This is a genomic window from Enterobacter sp. E1, from assembly GCF_016809815.1.
Taxonomy (GTDB): Bacteria; Pseudomonadota; Gammaproteobacteria; order Enterobacterales; family Enterobacteriaceae; genus Enterobacter; species Enterobacter adelaidei.
In genome coordinates this window covers 855,726-880,043 of the sequence record NZ_JAFBJM010000001.1, presented here as the reverse complement: position 1 = coordinate 880,043, position 24,318 = coordinate 855,726, and the positions used below count along the sequence as shown (strand labels likewise).

Genomic DNA, 24,318 nt, shown 5'->3' with positions numbered 1-24,318 from the left:
CGCGCTTAGCCAACGACCAGATTCAGCAATTTACCCGGTACGTAGATCACTTTACGTACGGTAACGCCCTCAAGATATTTTGCGACCAGAGGTTCCTGGCCCGCGCGTTCGCGAACCTGTTCTTCGGTTGCATCGACCGCCACGGTAATTTTACCGCGTACTTTGCCGTTTACCTGAACGACAACCAGCGTAGTGTTTTCCACCATCGCGGCTTCGTCGGCCTGTGGCCATGGAGCATTGTCGATATCGCCTTCGCCTTTCAGCTCCTGCCACAGGGTGAAGCTAACGTGCGGAGTGAACGGGTTCAGCATGCGAACGACGGCCAGCAACGCTTCACGCATTAAGGCACGATCCTGCTCGCCGTCCAGCGGGGCTTTCGCCAGCTTATTCATCAGTTCCATAATAGCTGCAATTGCAGTGTTAAAGGTCTGACGACGACCAATATCATCGGTCACTTTCGCAATCGTTTTATGAACATCACGACGCAGCGCCTGCTGATCTTCAGTCAGTGCCGCGGCGTTCAGTGCCGGAGCATCACCCTGTGCAGTGTGTTCGTAAACCAGTTTCCAGACGCGTTTCAGGAAGCGGTTTGCACCTTCCACACCCGATTCCTGCCACTCCAGGGTCATGTCCGCCGGAGAAGCAAACATCATGAACAGACGCACGGTATCCGCGCCGTAACGTTCAACCATCACCTGTGGGTCGATGCCGTTGTTTTTGGATTTAGACATCTTGCTCATGCCGGTATAGACCAGTTCATGACCTTCGGCGTCTTTCGCCTTCACAATGCGGCCTTTCTCGTCACGCTCAACGATAGCATCAACCGGAGACACCCAGTTACGCTCGCCGTTAGCACCCACGTAGTAGAAGGCATCAGCCAGTACCATCCCCTGACACAGCAGCTGTTTTGCCGGTTCGTCAGAGTTCACCATGCCGGCATCACGCATCAGTTTGTGGAAGAAGCGGAAGTAGAGCAGGTGCATGATGGCATGTTCGATACCACCGATGTAAATGTCTACCGGCAGCCAGTAGTTCGCTGCATCAGAGTCCAGCATACCCTCTTTATACTGCGGGCAGGTGTAACGCGCATAGTACCAGGAGGACTCCATAAAGGTGTCGAAGGTGTCGGTTTCACGCAGCGCAGGCTGGCCGTTGACGGTGGTTTTTGCCCACTCAGGATCGGCTTTGATCGGGCTGGTGATGCCGTCCATGACCACGTCTTCTGGCAGGATCACCGGCAGTTGATCTTCCGGCGTTGGCATCACGGTGCCGTCTTCCAGCGTCACCATTGGGATTGGTGCACCCCAGTAACGCTGACGGGAAACGCCCCAATCGCGCAGACGGAAGTTAACTTTACGCTCGCCCACGCCCAGAGAGGCCAGTTTGTCTGCAATGGCATTAAAACCGTCTTCGAAGCTCAGGCCGCTGAATTCACCCGAGTTAAACAGGGTGCCTTTTTCAGTCAGCGCTTGCGCGGACAGGTCTGGTTCAGAACCATCGGCGGCCAGGATAACGGCTTTAATCGGAAGGCTGTATTTGGTCGCAAACTCGTAGTCGCGCTGATCGTGGCCTGGAACAGCCATGACTGCACCTGTACCGTATTCCATCAGAACGAAGTTCGCGGCCCAGACAGGGATCGCTTCGCCTGTCAGTGGGTGCTTAGCATAGAAGCCTGTCGCTACACCTTTTTTCTCCATCGTCGCCATGTCGGCTTCGGCCACTTTGGTGTTGCGGCATTCGTCGATGAAGGTGGCCAGTTCCGGATTGTTCTCCGCCGCTTTCTGCGCCAGAGGGTGACCCGCAGCCACGGCCAGGTAGGTCGCGCCCATGAAGGTGTCTGGACGGGTGGTGTAGACGGTCAGGGTCTGGTCGTAGTTCTCAACGTTGAAGGTGATCTCCACGCCTTCAGAACGGCCGATCCAGTTGCGCTGCATGGTTTTAACGGTATCTGGCCAGTGATCCAGCGTATCCAGATCGTTCAGCAGTTCGTCAGCATAGGCTGTGATTTTGATAAACCACTGTGGGATCTCTTTACGCTCAACTTTGGTATCACAACGCCAGCAGCAGCCATCAATAACCTGTTCGTTCGCGAGAACAGTCTGGTCATTTGGACACCAGTTAACAGCAGAGGTCTTCTTATACACCAGGCCTTTTTTGTACAGCTCGGTGAAGAATTTCTGTTCCCAGCGATAGTATTCCGGGGTGCAGGTTGCCAGCTCGCGGCTCCAGTCATAGCCAAAGCCCAGCATTTTAAGCTGGTTTTTCATGTACGCGATGTTGTCATACGTCCATGGGGCAGGTGCGGTGTTGTTTTTTACCGCAGCGCCTTCAGCAGGCAGACCGAACGCGTCCCAGCCGATTGGCTGCAGAACGTTTTTGCCCAGCATACGCTGGTAGCGGGCGATCACATCACCAATGGTGTAGTTACGCACGTGGCCCATGTGTAGTCGACCAGAAGGATAGGGAAGCATCGACAGGCAGTAATACTTCTCTTTGCTCTCGTCTTCGGTTACTTCAAAGGTGCGCTTCTCGTCCCAGTGTTGCTGGACTTTTGATTCTATCTCTTCCGGGCGGTATTGCTCTTGCATGGCAGCCAGTGGTCCTGTTTTCAATACAGCTACAAATGTAGCCAATGGATGTGGTATTTCAGATCCGCATAGCATAGCCCAAACGTCCGCGTCAAAACAGCCTTTCGCACAAATGCGCATTGCAGGAATTTACCGGGTCTGTGCTTCACCTGACAAAGCGGCGACGAAATAAGGTCTATTATTAGAAATAGTTACTTACCCGGGAGGCAAAATGATGAACAAGGTTGCTCAATTTTACCGCGAACTGGTGGCGACACTGACGGAACGGCTGCGTAACGGCGAGCGCGATATTGACGCGCTGGTGGAGCAGGCTCGTGCCCGCGTGACGCAAACGGGTGAGTTAACGCGCACCGAAGTTGAAGAGGTCACCCGCGCGGTACGCCGTGACCTGGAAGAATTCGCACGCAGCTACCAGGAGAGCCAGGATGAGGTCACTGACAGCGTATTTATGCGGGTGATTAAAGAGAGCCTGTGGCAGGAACTGGTGGATATCACCGATAAAACGCAGCTGGAGTGGCGCGAGGTGTTTCAGGATCTGAACCATCATGGTGTGTATCACAGCGGTGAAGTGGTTGGCCTGGGGAATCTGGTCTGCGAGAAATGCCATCACCATATTGCAGTGTATACGCCGGAAGTGCTGCCGTTATGTCCGAAATGTGGGCACGATCAGTTTCAGCGTCGACCGTTTGAGCCATAAATAAAAGTAAAACGGCAACTATGTTGCCGTTTTTAGTGTCTGCCCCCTCCCACCTTGGGAGAGGGGTAGGGTGAGGGCATCAGGCCGCAGCGTAGTACTTGAGCCTCTCCGCCAGCAAATCCACAAACGCCTGCCGATCGATATCCACCATCACCGTGGTATTCGGCGCATTTCCCGTCAGTGAGTAGTAATCCACTACTGTCATCCCCTGGGTATATTTCCCCTGCGTCTCCACACCGACCCAGCGTTCCACTGTGGTAAACATCTCCGGCTTCAGTAGCCAGGCAATGGTGCATGGATCATGCAGGGGCGCGCCGTGGAAGCCCCACTTCTCGGCTTTGTGATATTCCATAAAGAAGTCGAGCAGTTCGGCCACAGTTGTCGCAACCGGGTTGCCCACCGAGCGGAAACGCTCAATATCGTCCGCCATAATCTGCGCGCGATGGGTAACGTCCAGTCCCGCCATCACAACCGGCAAGCCGGACTGGAAGACAATCTCAGCGGCTTCCGGGTCGACAAAGATGTTGAACTCCGCCGCAGGCGTCCAGTTACCCAGCCCCATTGCGCCACCCATTATCACGATACGGGAAATTTTACTGTGCAGCTCCGGATGACTGTTAAGCAGCAACGCAACGTTGGTTTGCGGACCGGTTGCCACCAGCGTTACCGGCTCGGCACTTTCACGCAGCACCTTCGCCATCAACTCCACGGCAGTGCAGTGTTGCGGTGCGAAACCCGGCTCCGGCAGTGCCGGGCCGTCCAGCCCGCTCTCACCGTGAACGTTGTCGGCAATGATCAGCTCGCGCATCAGCGGCTTCACGGCACCGCCAGCGACAGGAATATCGGTGCGTTTGAGCAGTGTTAGCATGCGCAGGACGTTACGCAAGGTTTTTTCAGGCGTCTGGTTTCCGGCGGACGAGGTAACGGCTTTGACGTCAAGTTCAGGGGAGGCAAGAGCGAGGACGAGCGCGATCGCGTCATCATGACCCGGATCGCAATCGAGAATAATAGGCTGTGCCATAGCGTTCTCCATACGTAGCGTTATTTTGTGACAAGGTTAACGCTGCAATGTGACGCCGACGAGAGGAAGTGAGTGAAAGCGTGAAGCAGTGCGCAATCCGCAGATTGCGCACTGAGAAGATTAATGCAGAATTTTGGCAAGGAAGTCTTTTGCACGTTCCGATTTCGGGTTAGCGAAGAACTCTTCTTTCGGCGAGTCTTCCACGATCTTCCCTTCGTCCATAAAGATCACGCGGTTTGCTACTTTGCGGGCGAAGCCCATTTCGTGGGTCACCACCATCATGGTCATCCCTTCGTGTGCCAGTTCGACCATGACGTCCAGCACTTCGTTGATCATCTCTGGATCGAGCGCCGACGTTGGCTCATCAAACAGCATTGCCACCGGATCCATGCACAGCGCGCGGGCGATCGCCACACGCTGCTGTTGGCCACCCGAAAGTTGTGCCGGGAATTTATCTGCATGCGCAGAGAGCCCAACGCGTTCCAGGAGTTTCAGCCCTTTCTCGCGCGACGCTTTTTTATCGCGCTTAAGCACTTTTACCTGCGCCAGCGTCAGGTTCTCAATAATGGAGAGGTGAGGGAACAGCTCAAAATGCTGGAACACCATGCCAACGTGAGAGCGAAGCTGGGCGAGATTGGTTTTTTTGTCATTGACTTTAGTGCCGTTGACGACGATCTCACCCTGCTGCACCGGCTCCAGTCCGTTGACGGTTTTGATCAGCGTGGATTTACCGGAACCTGACGGTCCGCACACTACCACCACATCGCCTTTTTTCACTTCGGTGGAGCAGTCGGTCAGCACCTGAAAGTGCCCATACCATTTAGAAACATTTTTCAGGGAAATCATTATACCGTCCTTTTCTTCAGCCAACTGACCAACAGCGACGCGCTTAAACTAATCACAAAATAGACCGCACCCGCAAAGAGCACCATCTCGACCTGCGTACCATCACGCTCACCGATGGTGGAGGCGGTACGGAAGAAGTCTGCCAGGCTGAGTACATATACCAGAGAGGTATCCTGGAACAGCACGATACCCTGAGTCAGCAGGAGTGGAACCATGGCGCGAAACGCCTGCGGCAGAATGATGAGCTGCATGGACTGCCAGTGTGTCATCCCCAGCGCCAGTGCTGCACTGGACTGCCCACGCGAGATACTCTGGATACCCGCACGGATAATCTCAGAGTAATAAGCAGCCTCGAACATGGAGAACGCCACCATCGCCGAGATCAGGCGGATATCGGTTTTCGGTGACAGTCCCAGCACGTTCTGCAGGAAACCGGGAACAATCAGGTAAAACCACAGCAGCACCATCACCAGCGGAATGGAACGGAAAACGTTAACGTAGGCCGTTGCGAACCAGGCGAACGGCTTAAAGCTCGACAGGCGCATGACCGCCAGCAGGGTACCCCAGACAATACCGATGATGATGGCGATAACGGTGATTTTTAAGGTAATCACCAGGCCATCAAGCAGGTAAGGCATGGATGGAACGATAGAACTCCAGTCAAAATCGTACATTATTTACCTCCCAGATTGCCCGGCAGGCGAATTTTGCGTTCAACCAGGTTCATCACCAGCATGATGAAAGCGTTAATCAGAACATAGGCGAGCGTGATTGCGGTGAAGGATTCCCACGCATGAGCGGAGTAATCCAGCAGCTTGCCCGCCTGCGCAGCCATATCCACCAGGCCGATGGTCGAGGCGATGGCCGAGTTTTTCACCAGGTTCATCATCTCAGAGGTCATCGGTGGAACGATAACGCGGTAGGCGTTAGGCAGCAGAACATAACGGTAGGTTTGTGGCAGCGTTAATCCCATCGCCAGACCTGCATTTTTTTGTCCACGTGGCAATGACTGAATGGCGGCTCGCACCTGCTCGCACACGCGCGCAGCGGTAAACAGCCCCAGACAGAGCATCGAGGAGACAAAGAACTGAACGTTAGGATCCAGTTCCGACTTGAACCACATGCCAATATTTTCCGGCAGCAGTTCAGGAATCACCAGATACCAGGTAAAGAACTGCACGATCAGCGGAACGTTACGAAACAGTTCAACGTACAAGGTGCCGAGGGTTGAAAGAAAGCGGTTAGGGACGGTACGCAAAATACCGAACAGCGAGCCGACAAGAAATGCGATGATCCATGCCGTTATGGATAAAGCGACAGTGACCTGAAAGCCGCTCCATAACCAGCCAAGATAGGTGGTGTTGCCGAACGGGGCTTGTTGCAGAAAGATGCCCCAGTTCCAGTCTATTGACATAATAAACTCCAGAAAAAAAAGGGTAGCAGCGCTACCCTCGAAGATTGGTGAGAAGCTCATTTTTCGCGCTGAGTGGGGAACGACCACTCAACGTATAGTCTGTCCATGCTTCCCGACAATCGAGAGGGCAGGAGATCCCGCCCCTGTTGTTCTAATTAGTTAAGAGCCTTGTCATTTGGTGATTTGAACAGCGCTTTCATGTCGTCAGACAGTTCAAAGTTCATGTTCAGGTTTTTTGGTGGAATTGGGTTCTTGAACCACTTGTCGAACCATTTTTCCGCTTCGCCGGAAGTTTGTGCCTGGGCGATGGTGTCATCGATCAGTTTTTTGAACTCAGCGTCGTCTTTACGCAGCATGCAGCCATAAGCTTCTTTTGACTGTGCAGTTCCGACGATTTCCCAGTTGTCCGGTTTCTTCGCTTTCGCGCGTTCGCCCGCCAGCAGGGCGTCATCCATCATAAACGCGACGGCACGGCCACTTTCCAGGGTACGGAAGGAGTCGCCATGGTCTTTCGCGCTGATGATGCGCATATCCATTTTCTTCTCATCATTCAGTTTGTGCAGCAGCACTTCTGAGGTGGTACCGGAGGTGACAACGACCGCTTTGCCTTTCAGGTCAGCAAAATCTTTAATCTCGCCGCCTTTTTTGGTCAGCAGGCGGGTACCTACCACGAAGATGGTGTCAGAGAAAGCAGCCTGTTTCTGACGCTCAAGGTTGTTGGTGGTGGAGCCACACTCAAAATCAAAGGTGCCGTTTTGCAGCAGTGGAATACGGTTTTGTGAAGTGATTGGGATCAGCTTCACCTGCAGGTCAGGTTTGTTCAGCTTTTTCTTCACGGCTTCAACGATGGCGTTGGAGTAATCCTGTGAATAACCCACGACTTTTTGCGTGTTGTCATAGTAAGAGAACGGAACAGAAGATTCACGGTGGCCGACCACGATCACGCCGTTTTTGGCAATCTTGTCGAGAGTGCTTCCGGCAGCCGGAGCGTCTTCAGCGTGAACCACGCCTGCAGACATCCCCATAACCAGCATTGCTGTGGCCAGTTTACGTAATTGCATACCCAACTCCTTTTTTATCAGCGCCAGAGACGCATTGATACCCATTGTGATGTTGTTATATCTCGCGCTATGCGAGTGCAGTGTTATGCAAGCTTGTTAACATTTAGTCTGGCTTAATGTAAAGATTTTGCTGCGTTATTGTTTATTTTTGCGAAGCGCGCCGCACCATTCAGAGGCAAAAATCTCTCGTTGCACCGTTTCGGTGCTACCGATGATCTACGCTGGTGCGACCAGGTTGCGCGTTAAGCCAAACTGCGTTTACCTGAATAAACAAAGCAATAGGCGTGCCAGAATTGGAGTCTGGAGGGAATGGTAGGATGGTAGCAACAGTATGGAAAAGTTGACCGGGTAAGCGTCAACGCCACCCGGCAACATAAGGTAAGGTTATTTACGACGCTGACGAAGACTCATCAACACCGCACCAAAACCAAACAGCGCGGTCAGGATCCACAGCGGCCAGTTGCCGGTGCGGGCGTACGGCGTCAGTCCCGTGGTTGGCGTGACGTTGGTGGTCAGCACCTCACGGGTAAACTGCGGGATCATGGCCTGAATTTCACCCTGTGGGCCAATTACGGCGGTGATGCCGTTGTTGGTGCTACGCAGCAGTGGACGCGCCAGCTCCAGGGAACGCATCCGCGCCATCTGGAAGTGTTGCCATGGGCCAATCGACTTACCAAACCACGCGTCATTGGAGATGGTCAGAAGGAAGTCCGTGTCCGGGCGGAAGTTATCGCGTACCTGCTCGCCGAGGATAATTTCGTAGCAAATGGCTGCGGTCAGGGCAAAACCGTGCGCATGCAGCTGCGGCTGAACGTATGGACCACGGCTGAAAGAGGACATCGGCAGGTCAAAGAACGGTGCCAGCGGGCGCAGAATGGACTCCAGCGGGACAAATTCACCAAACGGAACCAGGTGATTTTTGTTGTACCTGTCAGTGGAGTTGTAGCTGTATTCGCTATCTTTGCCGAGGGTAATGATGGTGTTATAGGTGTCATAACGGTTCTGCTGATTCAGACGCGCATCAACAATACCGGTAATCAGCGTGCTGCCGCGCGCGAGCAGCAGATCGTTCATCATGTTCAGGAACGGCTGCTGGTTTATTTCCAGGTCCGGGATCGCAGATTCCGGCCAGATAATCAGCTGTGATTTGCCCATGACCTCTTCGGTCGCGTTGGCGTAGATCTTCAGCGTATTCAGAAGCTGCTTTTCATCCCACTTCATGGCCTGCGGGATATCACCCTGCACCATGGAAACCTGCGTAGCGCGTTCTGGCTCCAGGGTATACCACTGGATATAGCGCAGCGGGAAGGGCAGTGCGAACAATACCAGTGCCGCAACCAGCGGCTTCCAGCAGCGCTTGGCCAACGCCAGTACCAGCAGGCCGCTGACAACCATCAGCAGGAAGTTAATCGCCTCAACGCCCATCACCGGTGCCAGGCCTTTCAGCGGCCCGTCAATCTGGCTGTAGCCGAACTGCAACCATGGAAAACCGGTCAATACCCAGCCACGCAGGAACTCGGTAATTTGCCAGACAACCGGCGCCGCAATGGCGACGCGCAGCCAGGTGGTTTTTGGCCACAGGCGAGAAAGGATGCCGGCGAACAGACCGGTATAGAGCGAGAGATACGCGGCGAGCAATACCACCAGGAAGACGTTAACCGGGCCAGGCATTCCGCCAAACTGGGCGATGCTAACATAGACCCAGTTGATGCCTGAGCCAAACAGCCCCAGTCCCCAGAAGTAACCGATAGCCGCAGCCTGTACCGGACGACGATTCAGGGTCAGGCCCTGAAGCCCCATCAGGGAGAGAATGGCGGCGGGCCAGATATCGTAAGGAGAAAAAGCCAGCGTACCGCTGGCTCCGAGTAACAGCGCCAGCAGCAAACGGACGCGCTGGCGTTCAAGCAGTGGGGCAAATGCCATTTACATTAATCTTCCAGTTTTGGCACCGGTGAGTCATCCGGCGTTCTGACATGAACCTGTATAATACGTCGGCTGTCGGCCATCGCTACCTTGAACTGGTAACCGTCGATGTCAACGGTTTCACCGCGCGCCGGGAGGTGGCCAAAGGCCTGCATCACCAGACCGCCAATGGTATCAACCTCTTCATCGCTGAAGTGGGTGCCGAAAGCGTCGTTAAAGTCTTCAATCGAGGCCAGCGCACGCACAGTCCAGGTGTGGCGGCTCAGTTGACGGAAGTCGATATCTTCTTCTTCGTCATACTCATCTTCGATTTCTCCCACGATCAGCTCAAGGATATCTTCGATCGTGACAAGACCCGACACACCGCCAAATTCATCAATAACAATCGCCATGTGGTAACGCTGAGAGCGAAACTCTTTCAGCATCCGATCCACACGTTTACTTTCCGGCACAACCACGGCCTGGCGTAACACTTTTTCCATGCTGAAAGCGTCAGAATCGCTGCGCATAAACGGCAGCAGATCTTTCGCCATCAAAATCCCTTCAATGTGATCTTTGTCTTCGCTGATGACCGGGAAACGTGAGTGAGCGGATTCGATAATCACATCGAGGCACTCGTCCAGTGTCTGGTTACGTTTCAGGGTGATCATTTGCGAACGGGGGATCATGATATCGCGAACACGCTGGTCGGCGATGTCCATGACCCCTTCGAGCATTTCGCGCGTATCTTCATCGATAAGGTCGTTTTGCCCGGAATCACGAATCAGCTCCAGCAGTTCATCACGGTTTTTCGGTTCGCCGTGGAAAAGCTGGTTTAGAATGAGGGAGAAAAATCCCTTTTTACCGTTTGTCGTGTCGCTACTGTGTGAATTGTCGTCGCTCATGGCGTTTGTTAAGGGTTCTCTTGTTAGTTCAACGTTTACCGCCACGCGATTTCCTTTCGTGGCGGCATGTTAGTCAGTGGGGAGACTGACTATTCTTTCTCGGCAATGTACGGATCCTCATAGCCCAGAGCAAGCATTATCTCTGTCTCGAGGGACTCCATCTCTTCTGCTTCGTCATCTTCTATATGATCGTAGCCGAGCAGATGCAGGCTGCCATGTACCACCATATGCGCCCAGTGGGCTTCAAGGGTTTTTTGCTGCTCTTTGGCTTCCTGCTCAACCACCTGGCGACAGATGATCAGATCGCCCAGCAGCGGCATCTCGATGCCCGGTGGGGCTTCGAACGGGAAAGAGAGCACGTTGGTAGGCTTATCTTTCCCGCGATAGGTCAGGTTAAGCTCATGGCTTTCGGCTTCATCCACCAGGCGAATCGTGACTTCTGATTCTTCCTGAAATTGGGGGATAACGGCATCCAGCCATTTCTGAAACTGCGCCTCTTCTGGCATACCGGAATTATCTTCACAGGCCAGCTGTAAATCGAGGATCACCTGACTCATTTCTGTTCTTGCTCCTGCGCTTCGCGCTTACGTTCTGCTGCCAGTTCGGCCTTACGCTTCTGATCGGCTTCTTCCCAGGCCTCGTAGGCGTTAACAATACGCGCGACGACCGGGTGGCGTACCACGTCTTCACTGTGGAAGAAGTTAAAACTGATTTCTTCGACCTCGGCCAGCACCTCAATGGCGTGACGCAGGCCAGATTTGGTGCTGCGCGGCAGGTCGATCTGGGTGACGTCACCGGTAATGACCGCTTTCGAGTTAAAGCCGATACGCGTCAGGAACATCTTCATCTGTTCTATGGTGGTGTTCTGACTTTCATCGAGAATGATAAACGCATCGTTCAGCGTACGGCCGCGCATATAAGCGAGCGGAGCAACTTCGATAACGTTACGCTCAATAAGTTTCTCAACTTTTTCAAAACCGAGCATTTCAAACAGCGCGTCGTATAAAGGACGCAGATATGGGTCGACTTTCTGGCTCAGGTCGCCTGGCAGGAAGCCCAGTTTCTCGCCCGCTTCAACCGCAGGGCGAGTCAGCAGAATACGGCGGATCTCCTGACGCTCCAGCGCATCCACTGCTGCTGCTACCGCCAGATAGGTTTTACCGGTACCGGCCGGTCCAACGCCGAAGGTGATGTCATGGTCGAGGATATTCGCGATGTACTGTGCCTGGTTTGGCGTACGCGGTTTAATCACGCCACGTTTGGTTTTGATGTTAATTGCCTTGCCGTAGTCAGGCACACTTTCCGCGCTCTGCTCGAGCACTCGCGCTTCTTTAATGGCGAGGTGGATCTGTTCTGGCTCGATATCCTGAATTTCGCCACGCATTGGGGAGGTATCCACATACAGGCTACGCAGAATATCTGCGGCGGCGTTGACGCAGATAGGGCGTCCGGTCAGTTTGAAATGATTATCGCGACGATTGATTTCGATACCCAGACGTCGCTCCAGTTGCTTGATGTTGTCATCAAACGGCCCGCACAGGCTCAGCAGGCGAGCGTTGTCTGCTGGCTCAAGGCTAATTTCACGCGTGTCTATATTCAAACCGTTCCTCTTTGAGTGTTTAGTAGGGCTGGCATCATAAAACTGTCATTACCGAAATTATTCACGCCACAGAATAAAGGCGCAAGCATTGCGATGGATATTGGGGGCGAAGAGGGGAATTACAAGGCCTGCCAGAAAGGCAGGCCTGGACGCATTACGGCTGATAGATACCCACGCCAGAATCGTTTTCTTTTCGGGTGCGGGAAATGACGGATTCCGGAGATTCTGCAATGCGCAGACCCATTTCATCCTCGGTACGTACCACCTTCGCACGCAGCGAGTTGGTCAGCACTTCCACAATCTCGACGTCCACGAATTTACCGATCATATCCGGGGTGCCTTCGAAGTTCACCACGCGGTTATTTTCGGTACGACCGGAGAGTTCCATAATGCTCTTGCGGGAAGTGCCTTCAACCAGAATACGCTGTACAGTACCAAGCATACGACGGCTCCAGGCATTGGCCTGCTGGTTGATACGCTCCTGCAGAATATACAGACGCTGCTTTTTCTCTTCTTCCGGCACATCGTCAACCATATCTGCCGCAGGGGTTCCAGGACGTGCAGAGAAGATGAAACTGTAGCTAACGTCAAAATTCACGTCGCCGATGAGCTTCATGGTGCGCTCAAAGTCGTCGGCAGTTTCGCCTGGGAAGCCGACGATAAAGTCCGAGCTAATCTGGATATCAGGACGGGCTTCACGCAGTTTACGAATGGTGGATTTGTACTCCAGCACCGTATGCGGGCGCCCCATCAGGTTCAGCACACGGTCAGAACCACACTGAATCGGCAGGTGCAGAAAGCTCACCAGTTCCGGCGTGTCGCGATAAACATCGATGATGTCATCGGTAAATTCCATCGGATGGCTGGTGGTGAAGCGAATGCGGTCGATACCGTCAATGGCTGCGACCAGACGCAGCAGTTCAGCAAAGCTGCCGGTGCTGCCGTCGTAGTTCTCGCCGCGCCAGGCGTTAACGTTCTGGCCCAGCAGGTTCACTTCGCGTACGCCCTGCGCGGCAAGCTGCGCGATTTCAAACAGAATGTCATCCGCCGGACGGCTGACCTCTTCACCGCGCGTGTAAGGCACCACGCAGTAAGTGCAGTATTTGTTGCAGCCTTCCATGATTGAGACAAAAGCGGTCGGGCCATCCGCGCGCGGCTCTGGCAGACGGTCAAATTTTTCAATCTCCGGGAAGCTGACGTCAACAACCGGGCTACGATTACCGCGAACCTGATTGATCATCTCAGGCAGGCGGTGCAGGGTCTGAGGGCCAAAGACAATATCCACATACGGGGCTCTCTGGCGGATCAGTTTCCCTTCCTGCGACGCAACGCAACCGCCAACACCAATGATCAAGTCCGGATTTTTTCGTTTGAGAAGTTTCCAGCGACCTAACACATGAAAGACTTTTTCCTGCGCTTTTTCACGAATAGAACAGGTGTTTAGCAGCAGCACATCGGCTTCTTTCGCATTTTCAGTCAGCTGGTATCCGTGGGTTGTATCCAGCAGATCGGCCATCTTGGATGAATCGTATTCGTTCATCTGACAGCCCCAGGTTTTTATATGGAGTTTTTTAGTCATCGACTTGCTCAGCTCAGGATTGCAAGCCGCGTATTGTAATGCTTTGGTGCGGTTGTGACCAGTATGAAGGTTGTCAACCTCCTGACCCCAAAAATCCGGTAAACTTAAGGGATTCTGCAATAAGGAAAATTGACCATGACACTCCAACAAACCGAAATCGCCGTTGTCGGCGGCGGTATGGTCGGCGGCGCACTGGCGCTGGGGCTGGCGCAGCAGGGATTTGAGGTAACGGTTATCGAGCAGGCTGCTCCTGCTACGTTTGACCCGACGGCAAAGCCGGATGTGCGTATTTCCGCGATCAGTGCCGCCTCAGTTGATCTACTGCGCGGGCTGGGCGTTTGGGACGCGGTGCTGACGATGCGTGCTCACCCTTACAGCCGCCTCGAAACGTGGGAGTGGGAAAATGCCCACGTCGCGTTTGATGCTGCTGAACTCAAGCTGCCCCGTCTGGGCTATATGGTGGAAAACAACGTCCTCCAGCAGGCGCTCTGGCAGGCGCTGGAGGCACACCCGAAGGTGACGCTGCGTGTCCCATCGTCACTCAAAGCCTTGCATCGTCATGACAACGGATATCGCCTGACGCTGGACAATGATGATGAATTAGCCGTGAAGCTGGTGGTGGGCGCTGATGGCGCCAACTCTCAGGTCAGAGAGATGGCGGGGATTGGGGTTCATGCCTGGCAGTATCAACAGTCTTGTATGTTGATTACTGTCCAGTGTGAGAATGCGCCAGGAGAGAGCACCTGGCAGCACTTTACGCCGAATGGTCCGCACGCGTTTTTACCGTTGTTCGATAACTGGGCATCGCTGGTGTGGTACGACAAACCGGCGCGTATTCGTCAGTTACAGGGGCTTTCGATGGCGCAACTGCAAGACGAAATTATGCGCCACTTCCCGAGCCGGCTGGGGTATGTGACGCCGGTTGCGGCAGGAGCATTCCCGCTGACTCGTCGACACGCGTTGCAATACGCCCGCGAAGGGCTGGCTCTGGTAGGAGATGCGGCACACACCATTCACCCGCTGGCAGGGCAGGGGGTAAACCTGGGGTATCGTGATGTTGATGCATTACTGGATGTGCTGGGTAGTGCACGCGGGCATGCGGAGGACTGGTCAAGCCATCAGGTACTGAAGCGTTACCAGACGCGGCGTATGGCGGATAACTTCATCATGCAGTCAGGGATGGATCTGTTCTATGCCGGGTTCAGCAATGACGTAGGGCCGGTGCGTATTCTGCGTAATATTGGATTGATGGCGGCTGAGCGTGCCGGTGGTCTGAAGCGTCAGGCGTTGAAATACGCCCTGGGCCTTTAATCTTCTTTCCCTCTCCCTGTGGGAGAGGGGTAGGGTGAGGGAGCCTGGCCGCACTGACAACAAAAACAAAAAAGCCCGCAGAGCGGGCTTTTTTGTTACTAAGTGGCTGGGGTGCAGGGATTCGAACCCCGGAATGCTGGTATCAGAAACCAGAGCCTTACCGCTTGGCGACACCCCAATTGCGTTAAACAGTGTTTAACGACTTTTTTAAATTGGCTGGGGTACGAGGATTCGAACCTCGGAATGCCGGAATCAGAATCCGGTGCCTTACCGCTTGGCGATACCCCAACAATTTGTCTTGATTACCGAAAAATCGACAATCTAAATATGGTGGCTACGACGGGATTCGAACCTGTGACCCCATCATTATGAGTGATGTGCTCTAACCAACTGAGCTACGTAGCCAGTACTGCAATCTTCGATGGCTGGGGTACCTGGATTCGAACCAGGGAATGCCGGTATCAAAAACCGGTGCCTTACCGCTTGGCGATACCCCAATACCGCGGAGAACCGCAAAATCGAAGAAATATGGCTGGGGTACCTGGATTCGAACCAGGGAATGCCGGTATCAAAAACCGGTGCCTTACCGCTTGGCGATACCCCATCCGTGCAACGCTTACCTGGGAATGGTGCGGGAGGCGAGACTTGAACTCGCACACCTTGCGGCGCCAGAACCTAAATCTGGTGCGTCTACCAATTTCGCCACTCCCGCAAAAAAGATGGTGGCTACGACGGGATTCGAACCTGTGACCCCATCATTATGAGTGATGTGCTCTAACCAACTGAGCTACGTAGCCATCTTTTTTTCGCGTTACCTTATCGGCGTTGCGGGGCGCATTATGCGTATAGACCCTTGCAGCGTCAACACCTTTTTCAACGAAAATGGCCGGAATGTGACTGTTTGGTTAGGTTGCGAACAGCGTGACCGAATATTCGGCAATTATTGGTTATTAATCAGATTTAGGTGGTGAAATGTGAGGCAAAAAAATCAGGCCCCTGAGGGGCCTGATTGCGAACTGAGCGATTATTTGTAGGCTGACTGGTGAACGCCTACCGCGCGTCCTGATGGATCGTTCATGGATTTGAAAGATTCATCCCATTCAATCGCTTTTGCTGAAGAGCAGGCGACGGACGGGCCACCCGGCACACATTCCGCAGCACTTGGAACCGGGAACAGTTCTTCAAAAATTTCACGGTACAGATAGGCTTCTTTGGAACCCGGCGTGTTGTACGGGAAGCGGAAGCTCGCTGTTTCCAGTTGTTGGTCGGAAACCTGTTTTGCCGCCACCTCTTTCAGGGTGTCGATCCAGCTGTAACCTACACCGTCAGAGAACTGCTCTTTCTGACGCCACGCCACGCTTGCCGGCAGGTAGGATTCAAAACATTCGCGCAGGATATGTTTTTCCATTTTGCCGTTGCCGCACATCTTGTCCTGCGGGTTGATACGCATCGCGACATCGAGGAATTTCTTATCCAGGAACGGAACGCGCGCTTCCACACCCCAGGCCGACATCGCTTTGTTGGCACGCGCACAGTCAAACATATGCAGCGCCTGAAGTTTGCGCACTGTCTCTTCATGCAACTCTTTGGCATTCGGCGCTTTGTGGAAATACAGGTAGCCACCGAATACTTCGTCAGAACCTTCGCCAGACAGCACCATCTTAATGCCCATCGCTTTGATCTTACGGGACATCAGATACATAGGCGTAGAGGCGCGGATGGTCGTCACATCATAAGTTTCGATGTGATAGATAACATCGCGGATCGCATCCAGACCTTCCTGCACGGTGAAATGAATTTCGTGGTGCACGGTACCAAGATGGTTTGCCACTTCCTGTGCGGCTTTCAGATCCGGCGCGCCTTCCAGGCCCACGGCAAAGGAGTGCAGCTGTGGCCACCAGGCTTCAGAGCGTTCCTGATCTTCCACGCGACGGGCGGCAAATTTCTTGGTGATCGCGGAGATCACGGAAGAATCCAGGCCGCCGGAGAGCAGCACGCCGTACGGCACGTCTGACATCAGGTGGCTTTTAACGGAGTCTTCCAGCGCCTGACGCAGCTCGGCTTTGTCCGTGACGTTGTCTTTCACCGCGTCGTACTCGAACCAGTCGCGCTGATAATACTGACGGATCTCGCCGTCTTTGCTCCACAGGTAGCTACCTGCAGGGAACTCTTTAATGGTGCGGCAAACCGGTACCAGGGCTTTCATTTCAGAGGCAACATAGAAGTTGCCGTGTTCATCGTGACCCATATACAGCGGGATAATGCCGATGTGGTCACGGCCGATCAGGTAGGCGTCTTTTTCGCTGTCGTACAGTGCGAAGGCAAACATGCCCTGCAGGTCGTCCAGGAACTCCGGGCCTTTCTCCTGATACAGCGCGAGGATCACTTCACAGTCAGAACCGGTCTGGAACGCGTAGCGGTCGCCGTACTCGGCACGCAGTGCCTGATGGTTGTAGATTTCACCGTTGACAGCCAGCGCGTGCGTTTTTTTCTCGTTATACAGCGGCTGAGCACCAGCGTTGACGTCTACGATCGACAGACGTTCGTGAGCCAGAATAGCTTTATCGCTGGCGTAAACGCCGGACCAGTCCGGGCCGCGATGGCGCATCAGGCGGGACAATTCGAGTGCTTTTTTACGCAGTTCGCCCGCGTCAGTTTTAATATCCAGTACGCCAAAAATAGAACACATAACCTTCTCCGTTAACCCTGTTGCATTGTGATGTTGCTTGCTTATGAAAATGCCGCAAAGGGACAGGGTGCGCAAGCGTTTTACGGGCTAAAACGGAAATAGTGCAATGGTAATTGCTGAATAGTGAAAAACGAGTATGTCATGCATGCTTTTATTGATGATTATTCAATAAAACGTGGTTTTTGTTAGATGGGTTTTTATTTGGCTGGGCTGAAAATGAAAAACCACGCCCTGAGGCGTGGTTTGGTATCAGATAATGTCAATTTCATCAACGGAGGGGTAAATCCAGCTCGGCCGGAACGGCATCGAATCAATGTCATCAAGCTGAGAGACGCCAGAGAGCACCAGAATAGTTTCAAGACCCGCCTGGAAACCGGCCAGAATATCGGTGCGGAGGTTGTCGCCGACAATGACGGTTTCTTCAGAGTGAGCCTGCATTTTGTTCAGTGCGGCACGGATGATCCACGGGCTAGGTTTCCCGACCACAAACGGCTGACGACCAGAGATTTTCTCGATACCGGCGCAGAGCGCACCACATGCCGGATAAAAGCCACGGCCGTGCGTATCCGGGTTGGTGGCGATAAAACGCGCGCCGCTGGCGACAAAGTATGCCGCTTTATGCATCATCTCCCAGTTAAAGGAGCGCGTTTCACCCACAATCACAAAGTCCGGGTTCACATCGGTGATGGTAAAACCGGCTTTGTACAGTTCGTGGATCAGCGCGCCTTCACCGACCACGTAGGCTTTTTTTCCTTCCTGACGTTTCAGAAAATCAGCCGTTGCCATCGCCGAGGTATAAAACACGCTGTCCGGCACGTCGACACCGGCTGTGGCAAAGCGGTTCGCCAGATCCTGACCGGTCTGAGAAGGGTAGTTCGTGAGAAGAACCAGAGGCATTCCTTTGTCGATGATGCGGTGAAGAAACTCCGCAGCACCCGGCACAGCAACGTTGTCGTGCATCAGCACGCCGTCGATATCACAAATTACATTCTTAATGGTCATGGACAGTCCGACATCAAAAAAAGAAGGCGTTACTATAAGGTTCGATCAACTTTCCAGCAAATGCTGCAACAGAATACCGTTGAGCATCGCGCGTTTTACCAGCGCGAATGCGCCAATCGCTGAACGATGGTCAAGCTTTGAACGAACAACCGGGAGATTCTGGCGGAATGCTTTCAGCGCCTGGGTATTAATACAGCCTTCAATGGCGGGCAGCAGTACCTTTTCCGCTTCAACAATTTCACCGGCGATCACCACTTTTTGCGGGTTAAACAGGTTAATCGCGATAGCAATGGTTTTACCCAGGTGGCGTCCAACCTGCTCGATCACCTCACAGGCCAGCGCGTCGCCTTTATTGGCGGCTTTACAGATGGTTCCTATCTTGCAATCGTCCAGCGTGACGCGGCTTTGATAACCCTGTTCAAGCAAATGGCGAACACGCTGCTCAATGGCCGTATTGGCGGCAATGGTCTCAAGACAACCAAAGTTTCCGCAGTGGCAACGTTCGCCAAGCGGCTCGACCTGAATATGGCCGATCTCGCCGACATTACCGTTGCGACCAATAAAAATACGCCCGTTAGAGATAATGCCTGCACCTGTACCGCGGTGAACGCGCACCAGAATAGAGTCTTCGCAGTCCTGACTGGCACCAAAATAGTGCTCCGCCAGCGCCAGAGAGCGAATGTCATGGCCTACAAAACAGGTCACTTTAAAGCGCTTTTCCAGCGCATCGACCAGCCCCCAGTTTTCAACCTGGATGTGCGGCATATAGCGGATCACGCCGCTTTCCGGGTCGACCAGACCAGGCAGAATCACGGAGATGGCGATGAGCTCACGGATTTTACGCTGACAGCTTTCAATAAACTGCGCGATGGTATTCAGCAGCGCGTGTTCCAGGGTCTCCTGAGTGCGTTCAGGAAGGGGGTAGTGCTCTTCCGCAATGGCTTTGCTGCTCAGATCGTAGAGCGTAAGCGTGGTGTCATGACGGCCAAGGCGGACGCCAATGGCCTGAAAATTACGGGTTTCGGTAATAATAGAGATAGCGCGGCGGCCTCCGGTGGAGGCCTGTTGATCGACTTCTTTGATCAAACCGCGCTCGATGAGCTGGCGGGTAATTTTTGTCACGCTGGCGGGAGCAAGCTGGCTTTGTTCGGCTATCTGAATTCGCGAGATAGGCCCGTGCTGGTCAATCAGACGATAAACCGCCGCACTGTTAAGTTGTTTAACGAGATCGACATTACCTATTTGAGCTTGTCCGCCTGGTGTCATACTTTTACTTACTCAGTGACGACCTCGTTACCATTAACGATGGTCTTAATAATTTTATAATCGTGTGTGAATGCCGTCAGGTTTGCAACCATACCTGGTGCAATTCCGCCAAGCTGTTTATCGACGCCCATTGCACGCGCCGGATAAAGCGTCGCCATACGCAGCACTTCATCGAGGGCAATACCGCAATGCTCAACTAGGTTGCGTACCCCTTCAATCATGGTCAGGGCAGAACCACTCAGCGTGCCGTTCTCATCCACACACAGTCCATTGCGGTAGTATATTGTTTTACCGGCAAAAATGAACTGCTCAATATTTGCACCTGCTGGCGCGGTGGCATCGGTGACCAGACAAAGCTTGTTACCTTTCAGCCGCTTGGCATTACGAATGTTGGTGTAATCGACATGTAAGCCGTCAGCAATAATACCGCAGTAGACGTCTGGCTCATCCAGAATCGCTCCGACCAGACCCGGTTCACGACCGGTTATATACGGCATTGCGTTGTAGAGGTGCGTGGCGAAGGTAATGCCCGCGCGGAAACCCGCTTTGGCTTCTTTCAGCGTCGCGTTTGAGTGACCCGCTGAAACGATAATCCCGGCGGCAGCCAGTTTGCTGATGACTTCCGTACCTGTCATTTCAGGCGCCAGCGTCACTTTTGTGATCACATCGGCGTTAGCACACATGTAGTCAACCAGCTCCGCATCAGGTTTGCGCACGTAATTCGGGTTATGCGTCCCTTTTTTGACCATATTCAGCCATGGCCCTTCAAGGTGCAGACCCAGCGCCTGATTCGGGTGTTTTGCCAGGTATTCACGCATCACGCGGATGCCCTGTTTCATAAGGTCATCACTGCTGGTGATGAGCGTTGGCAGATAGCTGGTGCAGCCCGATTTCTCGTTGGCTTTTTGCATGATCTCCAGCGTTTCTACCGTCACCGCATCCGCGGTGTCATTGAATTGCACACCGCCACAGCCGTTGAGCTGTACGTCAATGAAACCGGGGGAGATTACTGCTCCATTGAGTGAGCGCTGTTCAATCTCCGGCGGCAGTTCTGCCAGCGGGCAAACACGTTCAATCAGGCCATTAGCGATAACAATCGCATGGTCATCCAGAATATCATGGCCGGTATAAATCCGACCGTGGGTTAAAGCGTACATAACGACCCCCGGTTAAAAAAAGCGGCCGCCTCTTGATGAAGAGGCGGTTATTCAATTACAGACCTTTGATGTTCTCTGCTTCTAATTCGTTGAAGTATTTCAGCGTTTTCACTTTCAGCTCCATCGTGGACGGTTCGTCACAAACGATGACTGATTTCGGATGCAGCTGCAGGCAGCTGATGGTCCACATGTGGTTAACGTTGCCTTCAACGGCAGCCTGGAGCGCCTGCGCTTTCACGCCGCCCAGGACCAGAATCATCACTTCTTCGGCATCCAACAGGGTACCTACACCTACGGTCAGGGCGTATTTTGGAACCTGGTTAACGTCACCGTCAAAGAAGCGGGAGTTTGCCACGCGTGTGTCATGGGTCAGCGTTTTAATACGGGTACGGGAAGCCAGAGAAGACGCCGGTTCGTTAAACGCGATATGACCATCATTACCTACACCACCCATAAACAGGTGGATTTTACCGTAGGAACGGATTTTTTCTTCATACTGACGACATTCTGCGTCAATATCAGGCGCGTTTCCATTCAGCAGGTTAATATTTTCAGATGGAATATCAACGTGATCAAAGAAGTTGCGGTGCATAAAGCTATGGTAGCTTTCCGGGTGATCCTTCGGTAAGCCAACATATTCGTCCATATTGAAGGTCACAACATGTTTAAAGCTAACCTGGCCTGCTTTATGCATCTCAACCAGTGCCTTATACGCGGTTAGGGGTGTGCCGCCTGTTGGAAGACCAAGAACGAAAGGACGATCGGCAGTAGGTTTAAATGCGTTAATACGGTTAACGATATGGCGAGCGGCCCATTTACCAACTTGTTCAGCAGTTGCCAGGGGAATCAGTCTCATTGTTCACCTCAAGAGTTAAAGTAGAAGATTGGGCGGATGGCTATCGGAACCTGAATTAAGCGTAACCTGGAATCTTTCAGGCCGGATCAATCCGTCTTGATTTTTTGAATGATAAAATAAGTTTTCGCAGTTAGCCAGCATAAGGGAGGGTTAATAACGATATTTGGTGACAAAAATCACAAAAAATACGTGTTTAATTTGCGATACGAATTAATTTTTCACACACTCACAATGCCAGTGAATCATCAACTGTATTTATAGTTCGTGACACAATAAAAAACAGAGCTGAGAACATGCCTTAAACGGGGTCTCATAGGGGGAAGAAAGTGAGTATTCTAGGTTATTTACAAAAGGTTGGTCGCGCACTTATGGTGCCGGTCGCCACGCTGCCAGCCGCAGCGATATTAATGGGTGTCGGTTACTGGATTGACCCGGTAAGTTGGGGCGGAGATAACGCTCTGGCGGCACTGTTTATTAAATCGGGCTCCGCCATTATCGATCACATGTCAGTCCTGTTCGCGATTGGTGTGGCTTATGGTATGTCCAAAGATAAAGACGGCGCAGCGGCGCTGACCGGCTTTGTCGGTTTCCTGGTATTAACTACCCTCTGCTCCCCAGCAGCGGTGTCTATGATTCAAAAAATCCCAGCGGATCAAGTTCCTGCCGCATTCGGGAAAATTGAAAACCAGTTCGTTGGTATCCTCGTCGGTATCATCTCTGCTGAACTGTACAACCGCTTCAGCGGCGTAGAGCTGCCAAAAGCGCTGTCCTTCTTCAGCGGTCGTCGTCTGGTGCCTATTCTGACTTCCTTCCTGATGATCGTTGTTGCATTCATCATGATGTACATCTGGCCGGTTATCTTTGACGGTCTGGTGAACTTTGGTGAGCACATTCAGAAGCTGGGTTCCGTCGGTGCGGGCGTATACGCGTTCTTCAACCGTCTGCTGATCCCGGTCGGTCTGCACCACGCGCTGAACTCCGTATTCTGGTTCGATGTTGCCGGTATTAACGATATTCCTAACTTCCTGGGTGGCGCACAGTCCATCGAAGCAGGTAAAGCGGTTGTCGGTATCACCGGTCGTTACCAGGCGGGCTTTTTCCCAATCATGATGTTCGGCCTGCCAGGTGCAGCGCTGGCTATCTACCACTGCGCACGTCCAGAGAACAAAGCGAAAGTCCTGGGTATCATGATGGCGGGTGCATTTGCAGCCTTCTTCACCGGTATCACTGAACCGCTGGAATTCTCCTTCATGTTCGTGGCCCCTGTGCTGTATGTGATCCACGCTGTGCTGACCGGTATCTCTGTGTTCATCGCCGCAAGTATGCAGTGGATTGCCGGTTTCGGCTTCAGTGCGGGTCTGGTGGATATGGTGCTGTCTTCCCGTAACCCGCTGGCAACCCACTGGTGGATGCTGATCCCACAGGGTCTGGTGTTCTTTGCTATCTACTACGTGGTGTTCCGTTTCACTATCACCAAATTCAACCTGATGACCCCAGGTCGTGAACTGGCTGTTGCCGGTAGCGAAGCGGATGGTCAGGACGTGAATGTGAGCGCGGACAAAGACCAGGATGTTGCAGGTCTGGCGCGTCAGTACATCGCCGCTGTCGGCGGTTCTGACAACCTGACCGGTATCGACGCATGTATCACCCGTCTGCGTCTGAACGTAAAAGACTCTTCTCTGGTGAACGAAGCGCTGGCTAAACGCCTGGGTGCATCCGGTGTTATCCGTCTGAACAAAACCAGCGTGCAGATTATCGTTGGGTTCGTGGCGGAAAAAATTGCCAATGCCATGAAAACGACAGGTCCGGTAGCCGCAGCGGAAACGTCTGCAGCTCCAGCCGCTGCGCCAGCTGCCGCAAAACCGCAGGCAGTACCAAATGCTAAAACGATTGCCGCACTGGTTTCCCCAGTGACGGGTGAAGTCGTTGCCATTGAGCAGGTGCCTGACGAAGCCTTCGCCAGCAAAGCGGTCGGTGACGGTGTCGCGGTAAAACCAACGGAAAAAACCGTGGTGTCACCAGCAGCCGGTACCATCGTAAAAATCTTCAATACCAACCATGCGTTCTGCCTCGAAACCGAGAATGGTGCTGAGATCGTTGTCCACATGGGTATTGATACCGTTGCGCTGAACGGCCAGGGCTTTACTCGCCTGGTGGAAGAGGGTGCTGAAGTGGTCGCAGGGCAGCCAATCCTGGAAATGGATCTGGACTTCCTGAACGCCAACGCGCGCTCAATGATTAGTCCGGTCGTTTGCAGCAACATTGATGACTTTAGTGGCCTGGTCATTCAGGCGAAAGGTCAAGTGGTTGCGGGTCAAACGCCACTGTATGAGATTAAAGGCAAGTAATCGCTCCTGAGTAGAGTCATGCCTTAAGCGGCGGGGGATATCCCTCGCCGCTTTTTTTTGCAGCAAAAGCCCCCAT

At 53.2% G+C, this 24,318-nt stretch carries 19 protein-coding genes and 7 tRNA genes; 3 read left to right on the top strand and 23 right to left on the bottom strand.

Annotated elements, in window-relative coordinates; translation table 11 throughout:
- Positions 1 to 5 precede the first annotated feature (5 nt).
- Entirely contained in the window at positions 6 to 2,588 is a 2,583-nt protein-coding gene (gene leuS, locus JGF26_RS04340) for a leucine--tRNA ligase (protein ID WP_134707309.1), read from the bottom strand.
- A gap of 214 nt (positions 2,589 to 2,802) precedes the next feature.
- On the opposite strand from leuS, the gene JGF26_RS04335 reads away from it, so the two are divergent.
- The gene (locus JGF26_RS04335) at positions 2,803 to 3,285 is read left to right on the top strand and encodes a zinc ribbon-containing protein (protein ID WP_028019469.1); all 483 of its coding nucleotides are present in this window, start codon (positions 2,803 to 2,805) and stop codon (positions 3,283 to 3,285) included.
- 79 nt (positions 3,286 to 3,364) lie between these two features.
- On the opposite strand, the gene rihA is transcribed toward JGF26_RS04335, so the two are convergent.
- The 10 genes from rihA to miaB form a co-directional block, all read right to left on the bottom strand.
- Complete coding sequence (rihA, locus tag JGF26_RS04330) at positions 3,365 to 4,306, bottom strand: pyrimidine-specific ribonucleoside hydrolase RihA (RefSeq protein ID WP_108090593.1); 942 nt, start codon at positions 4,304 to 4,306, stop codon at positions 3,365 to 3,367.
- A gap of 120 nt (positions 4,307 to 4,426) precedes the next feature.
- On the bottom strand, positions 4,427 to 5,152 hold the full coding sequence (locus JGF26_RS04325; protein ID WP_014883001.1) for an amino acid ABC transporter ATP-binding protein: 726 nt from the start codon (positions 5,150 to 5,152) through the stop codon (positions 4,427 to 4,429).
- Complete coding sequence (gene gltK, locus JGF26_RS04320) at positions 5,152 to 5,826, bottom strand: glutamate/aspartate ABC transporter permease GltK (protein ID WP_134707310.1); 675 nt, start codon at positions 5,824 to 5,826, stop codon at positions 5,152 to 5,154. The genes JGF26_RS04325 and gltK overlap by 1 nt, the downstream gene beginning before the upstream one ends.
- Positions 5,826 to 6,566, bottom strand: coding sequence for a glutamate/aspartate ABC transporter permease GltJ (gltJ, locus tag JGF26_RS04315; RefSeq protein ID WP_028019467.1), 741 nt, complete (start codon positions 6,564 to 6,566; stop codon positions 5,826 to 5,828). Before gltJ ends, gltK begins: the two co-directional genes overlap by 1 nt.
- 155 nt (positions 6,567 to 6,721) lie before the next feature.
- Positions 6,722 to 7,627 (bottom strand): amino acid ABC transporter substrate-binding protein, encoded by a 906-nt coding sequence (locus JGF26_RS04310; RefSeq protein WP_014069338.1) that lies wholly within the window; start codon positions 7,625 to 7,627, stop codon positions 6,722 to 6,724.
- Positions 7,628 to 8,011: 384 nt separating this feature from the next.
- Positions 8,012 to 9,550, bottom strand: a complete 1,539-nt coding sequence (gene lnt, locus JGF26_RS04305) for an apolipoprotein N-acyltransferase (protein ID WP_049007959.1) — start codon at positions 9,548 to 9,550, stop codon at positions 8,012 to 8,014.
- Positions 9,551 to 9,555: 5 nt separating this feature from the next.
- On the bottom strand, positions 9,556 to 10,434 hold the full coding sequence (gene corC, locus JGF26_RS04300; RefSeq protein WP_028019465.1) for a CNNM family magnesium/cobalt transport protein CorC: 879 nt from the start codon (positions 10,432 to 10,434) through the stop codon (positions 9,556 to 9,558).
- Positions 10,435 to 10,523: 89 nt separating this feature from the next.
- The gene (ybeY, locus tag JGF26_RS04295) at positions 10,524 to 10,991 is read right to left on the bottom strand and encodes an rRNA maturation RNase YbeY (RefSeq protein ID WP_134707311.1); all 468 of its coding nucleotides are present in this window, start codon (positions 10,989 to 10,991) and stop codon (positions 10,524 to 10,526) included.
- On the bottom strand, positions 10,988 to 12,034 hold the full coding sequence (locus JGF26_RS04290) for a PhoH family protein (protein WP_028019464.1): 1,047 nt from the start codon (positions 12,032 to 12,034) through the stop codon (positions 10,988 to 10,990). Before JGF26_RS04290 ends, ybeY begins: the two co-directional genes overlap by 4 nt.
- Positions 12,035 to 12,188: 154 nt before the next feature.
- Complete coding sequence (gene miaB, locus JGF26_RS04285) at positions 12,189 to 13,613, bottom strand: tRNA (N6-isopentenyl adenosine(37)-C2)-methylthiotransferase MiaB (RefSeq protein WP_049007961.1); 1,425 nt, start codon at positions 13,611 to 13,613, stop codon at positions 12,189 to 12,191.
- Between the two features lie 135 nt (positions 13,614 to 13,748).
- On the opposite strand from miaB, the gene ubiF reads away from it, so the two are divergent.
- Positions 13,749 to 14,924, top strand: a complete 1,176-nt coding sequence (ubiF, locus tag JGF26_RS04280; RefSeq protein WP_028019462.1) for a 3-demethoxyubiquinol 3-hydroxylase — start codon at positions 13,749 to 13,751, stop codon at positions 14,922 to 14,924.
- A gap of 103 nt (positions 14,925 to 15,027) precedes the next feature.
- On the opposite strand, the gene JGF26_RS04275 is transcribed toward ubiF, so the two are convergent.
- The 12 genes from JGF26_RS04275 to nagB all read right to left on the bottom strand — a co-directional run bounded on the left by JGF26_RS04275 (position 15,028) and on the right by nagB (position 21,894).
- Positions 15,028 to 15,102 (bottom strand) — tRNA-Gln (locus tag JGF26_RS04275).
- Positions 15,103 to 15,137: 35 nt separating this feature from the next.
- Positions 15,138 to 15,212 (bottom strand) — tRNA-Gln (locus JGF26_RS04270).
- Between the two features lie 40 nt (positions 15,213 to 15,252).
- A tRNA-Met gene (locus JGF26_RS04265) sits at positions 15,253 to 15,329 on the bottom strand.
- A 17-nt stretch (positions 15,330 to 15,346) separates the two neighbouring features.
- Positions 15,347 to 15,421 (bottom strand) — tRNA-Gln (locus JGF26_RS04260).
- Positions 15,422 to 15,453: 32 nt separating this feature from the next.
- A tRNA-Gln gene (locus tag JGF26_RS04255) sits at positions 15,454 to 15,528 on the bottom strand.
- 23 nt (positions 15,529 to 15,551) lie between these two features.
- Positions 15,552 to 15,636: transfer RNA gene (locus tag JGF26_RS04250), tRNA-Leu, on the bottom strand.
- Positions 15,637 to 15,644: 8 nt separating this feature from the next.
- Positions 15,645 to 15,721: transfer RNA gene (locus tag JGF26_RS04245), tRNA-Met, on the bottom strand.
- 227 nt (positions 15,722 to 15,948) lie between these two features.
- Entirely contained in the window at positions 15,949 to 17,613 is a 1,665-nt protein-coding gene (gene asnB / locus JGF26_RS04240) for an asparagine synthase B (protein ID WP_134707312.1), read from the bottom strand.
- 249 nt (positions 17,614 to 17,862) lie between these two features.
- Positions 17,863 to 18,615, bottom strand: a complete 753-nt coding sequence (gene nagD, locus JGF26_RS04235; protein WP_023310763.1) for a ribonucleotide monophosphatase NagD — start codon at positions 18,613 to 18,615, stop codon at positions 17,863 to 17,865.
- Positions 18,616 to 18,660: 45 nt separating this feature from the next.
- On the bottom strand, positions 18,661 to 19,881 hold the full coding sequence (locus JGF26_RS04230; protein ID WP_021242995.1) for an N-acetylglucosamine repressor: 1,221 nt from the start codon (positions 19,879 to 19,881) through the stop codon (positions 18,661 to 18,663).
- A gap of 8 nt (positions 19,882 to 19,889) precedes the next feature.
- Positions 19,890 to 21,038: an N-acetylglucosamine-6-phosphate deacetylase gene (nagA, locus tag JGF26_RS04225; protein ID WP_134707313.1), complete on the bottom strand. Its 1,149-nt coding sequence runs from the start codon at positions 21,036 to 21,038 to the stop codon at positions 19,890 to 19,892.
- 55 nt (positions 21,039 to 21,093) lie between these two features.
- Positions 21,094 to 21,894, bottom strand: coding sequence for a glucosamine-6-phosphate deaminase (gene nagB / locus JGF26_RS04220; RefSeq protein WP_023310765.1), 801 nt, complete (start codon positions 21,892 to 21,894; stop codon positions 21,094 to 21,096).
- A gap of 326 nt (positions 21,895 to 22,220) precedes the next feature.
- On the opposite strand from nagB, the gene nagE reads away from it, so the two are divergent.
- Positions 22,221 to 24,242 carry an N-acetylglucosamine-specific PTS transporter subunit IIBC gene (gene nagE, locus JGF26_RS04215; RefSeq protein ID WP_028021393.1) on the top strand — a complete coding sequence of 674 codons (2,022 nt, stop codon included), beginning with the start codon at positions 22,221 to 22,223 and terminating at the stop codon, positions 24,240 to 24,242.
- The last annotated feature ends 76 nt before the right edge of the window (positions 24,243 to 24,318 follow it).

Bases quoted from the DNA above. Each gene is read 5' to 3' on its own strand.
- nagA (WP_134707313.1), bottom strand. From the start codon at position 21,038: ATGTACGCTTTAACCCACGGTCGGATTTATACCGGCCATGATATTCTG.
- leuS (WP_134707309.1), bottom strand. From the start codon at position 2,588: ATGCAAGAGCAATACCGCCCGGAAGAGATAGAATCAAAAGTCCAGCAA.
- ybeY (WP_134707311.1), bottom strand. From the start codon at position 10,991: ATGAGTCAGGTGATCCTCGATTTACAGCTGGCCTGTGAAGATAATTCC.
- JGF26_RS04310 (WP_014069338.1), bottom strand. From the start codon at position 7,627: ATGCAATTACGTAAACTGGCCACAGCAATGCTGGTTATGGGGATGTCT.
- miaB (WP_049007961.1), bottom strand. From the start codon at position 13,613: ATGACTAAAAAACTCCATATAAAAACCTGGGGCTGTCAGATGAACGAA.
- JGF26_RS04335 (WP_028019469.1), top strand. From the start codon at position 2,803: ATGAACAAGGTTGCTCAATTTTACCGCGAACTGGTGGCGACACTGACG.
- JGF26_RS04230 (WP_021242995.1), bottom strand. From the start codon at position 19,881: ATGACACCAGGCGGACAAGCTCAAATAGGTAATGTCGATCTCGTTAAA.
- JGF26_RS04325 (WP_014883001.1), bottom strand. From the start codon at position 5,152: ATGATTTCCCTGAAAAATGTTTCTAAATGGTATGGGCACTTTCAGGTG.
- asnB (WP_134707312.1), bottom strand. From the start codon at position 17,613: ATGTGTTCTATTTTTGGCGTACTGGATATTAAAACTGACGCGGGCGAA.
- corC (WP_028019465.1), bottom strand. From the start codon at position 10,434: ATGAGCGACGACAATTCACACAGTAGCGACACGACAAACGGTAAAAAG.
- lnt (WP_049007959.1), bottom strand. From the start codon at position 9,550: ATGGCATTTGCCCCACTGCTTGAACGCCAGCGCGTCCGTTTGCTGCTG.
- nagB (WP_023310765.1), bottom strand. From the start codon at position 21,894: ATGAGACTGATTCCCCTGGCAACTGCTGAACAAGTTGGTAAATGGGCC.
- gltK (WP_134707310.1), bottom strand. From the start codon at position 5,826: ATGTACGATTTTGACTGGAGTTCTATCGTTCCATCCATGCCTTACCTG.
- rihA (WP_108090593.1), bottom strand. From the start codon at position 4,306: ATGGCACAGCCTATTATTCTCGATTGCGATCCGGGTCATGATGACGCG.
- ubiF (WP_028019462.1), top strand. From the start codon at position 13,749: ATGACACTCCAACAAACCGAAATCGCCGTTGTCGGCGGCGGTATGGTC.
- nagD (WP_023310763.1), bottom strand. From the start codon at position 18,615: ATGACCATTAAGAATGTAATTTGTGATATCGACGGCGTGCTGATGCAC.
- gltJ (WP_028019467.1), bottom strand. From the start codon at position 6,566: ATGTCAATAGACTGGAACTGGGGCATCTTTCTGCAACAAGCCCCGTTC.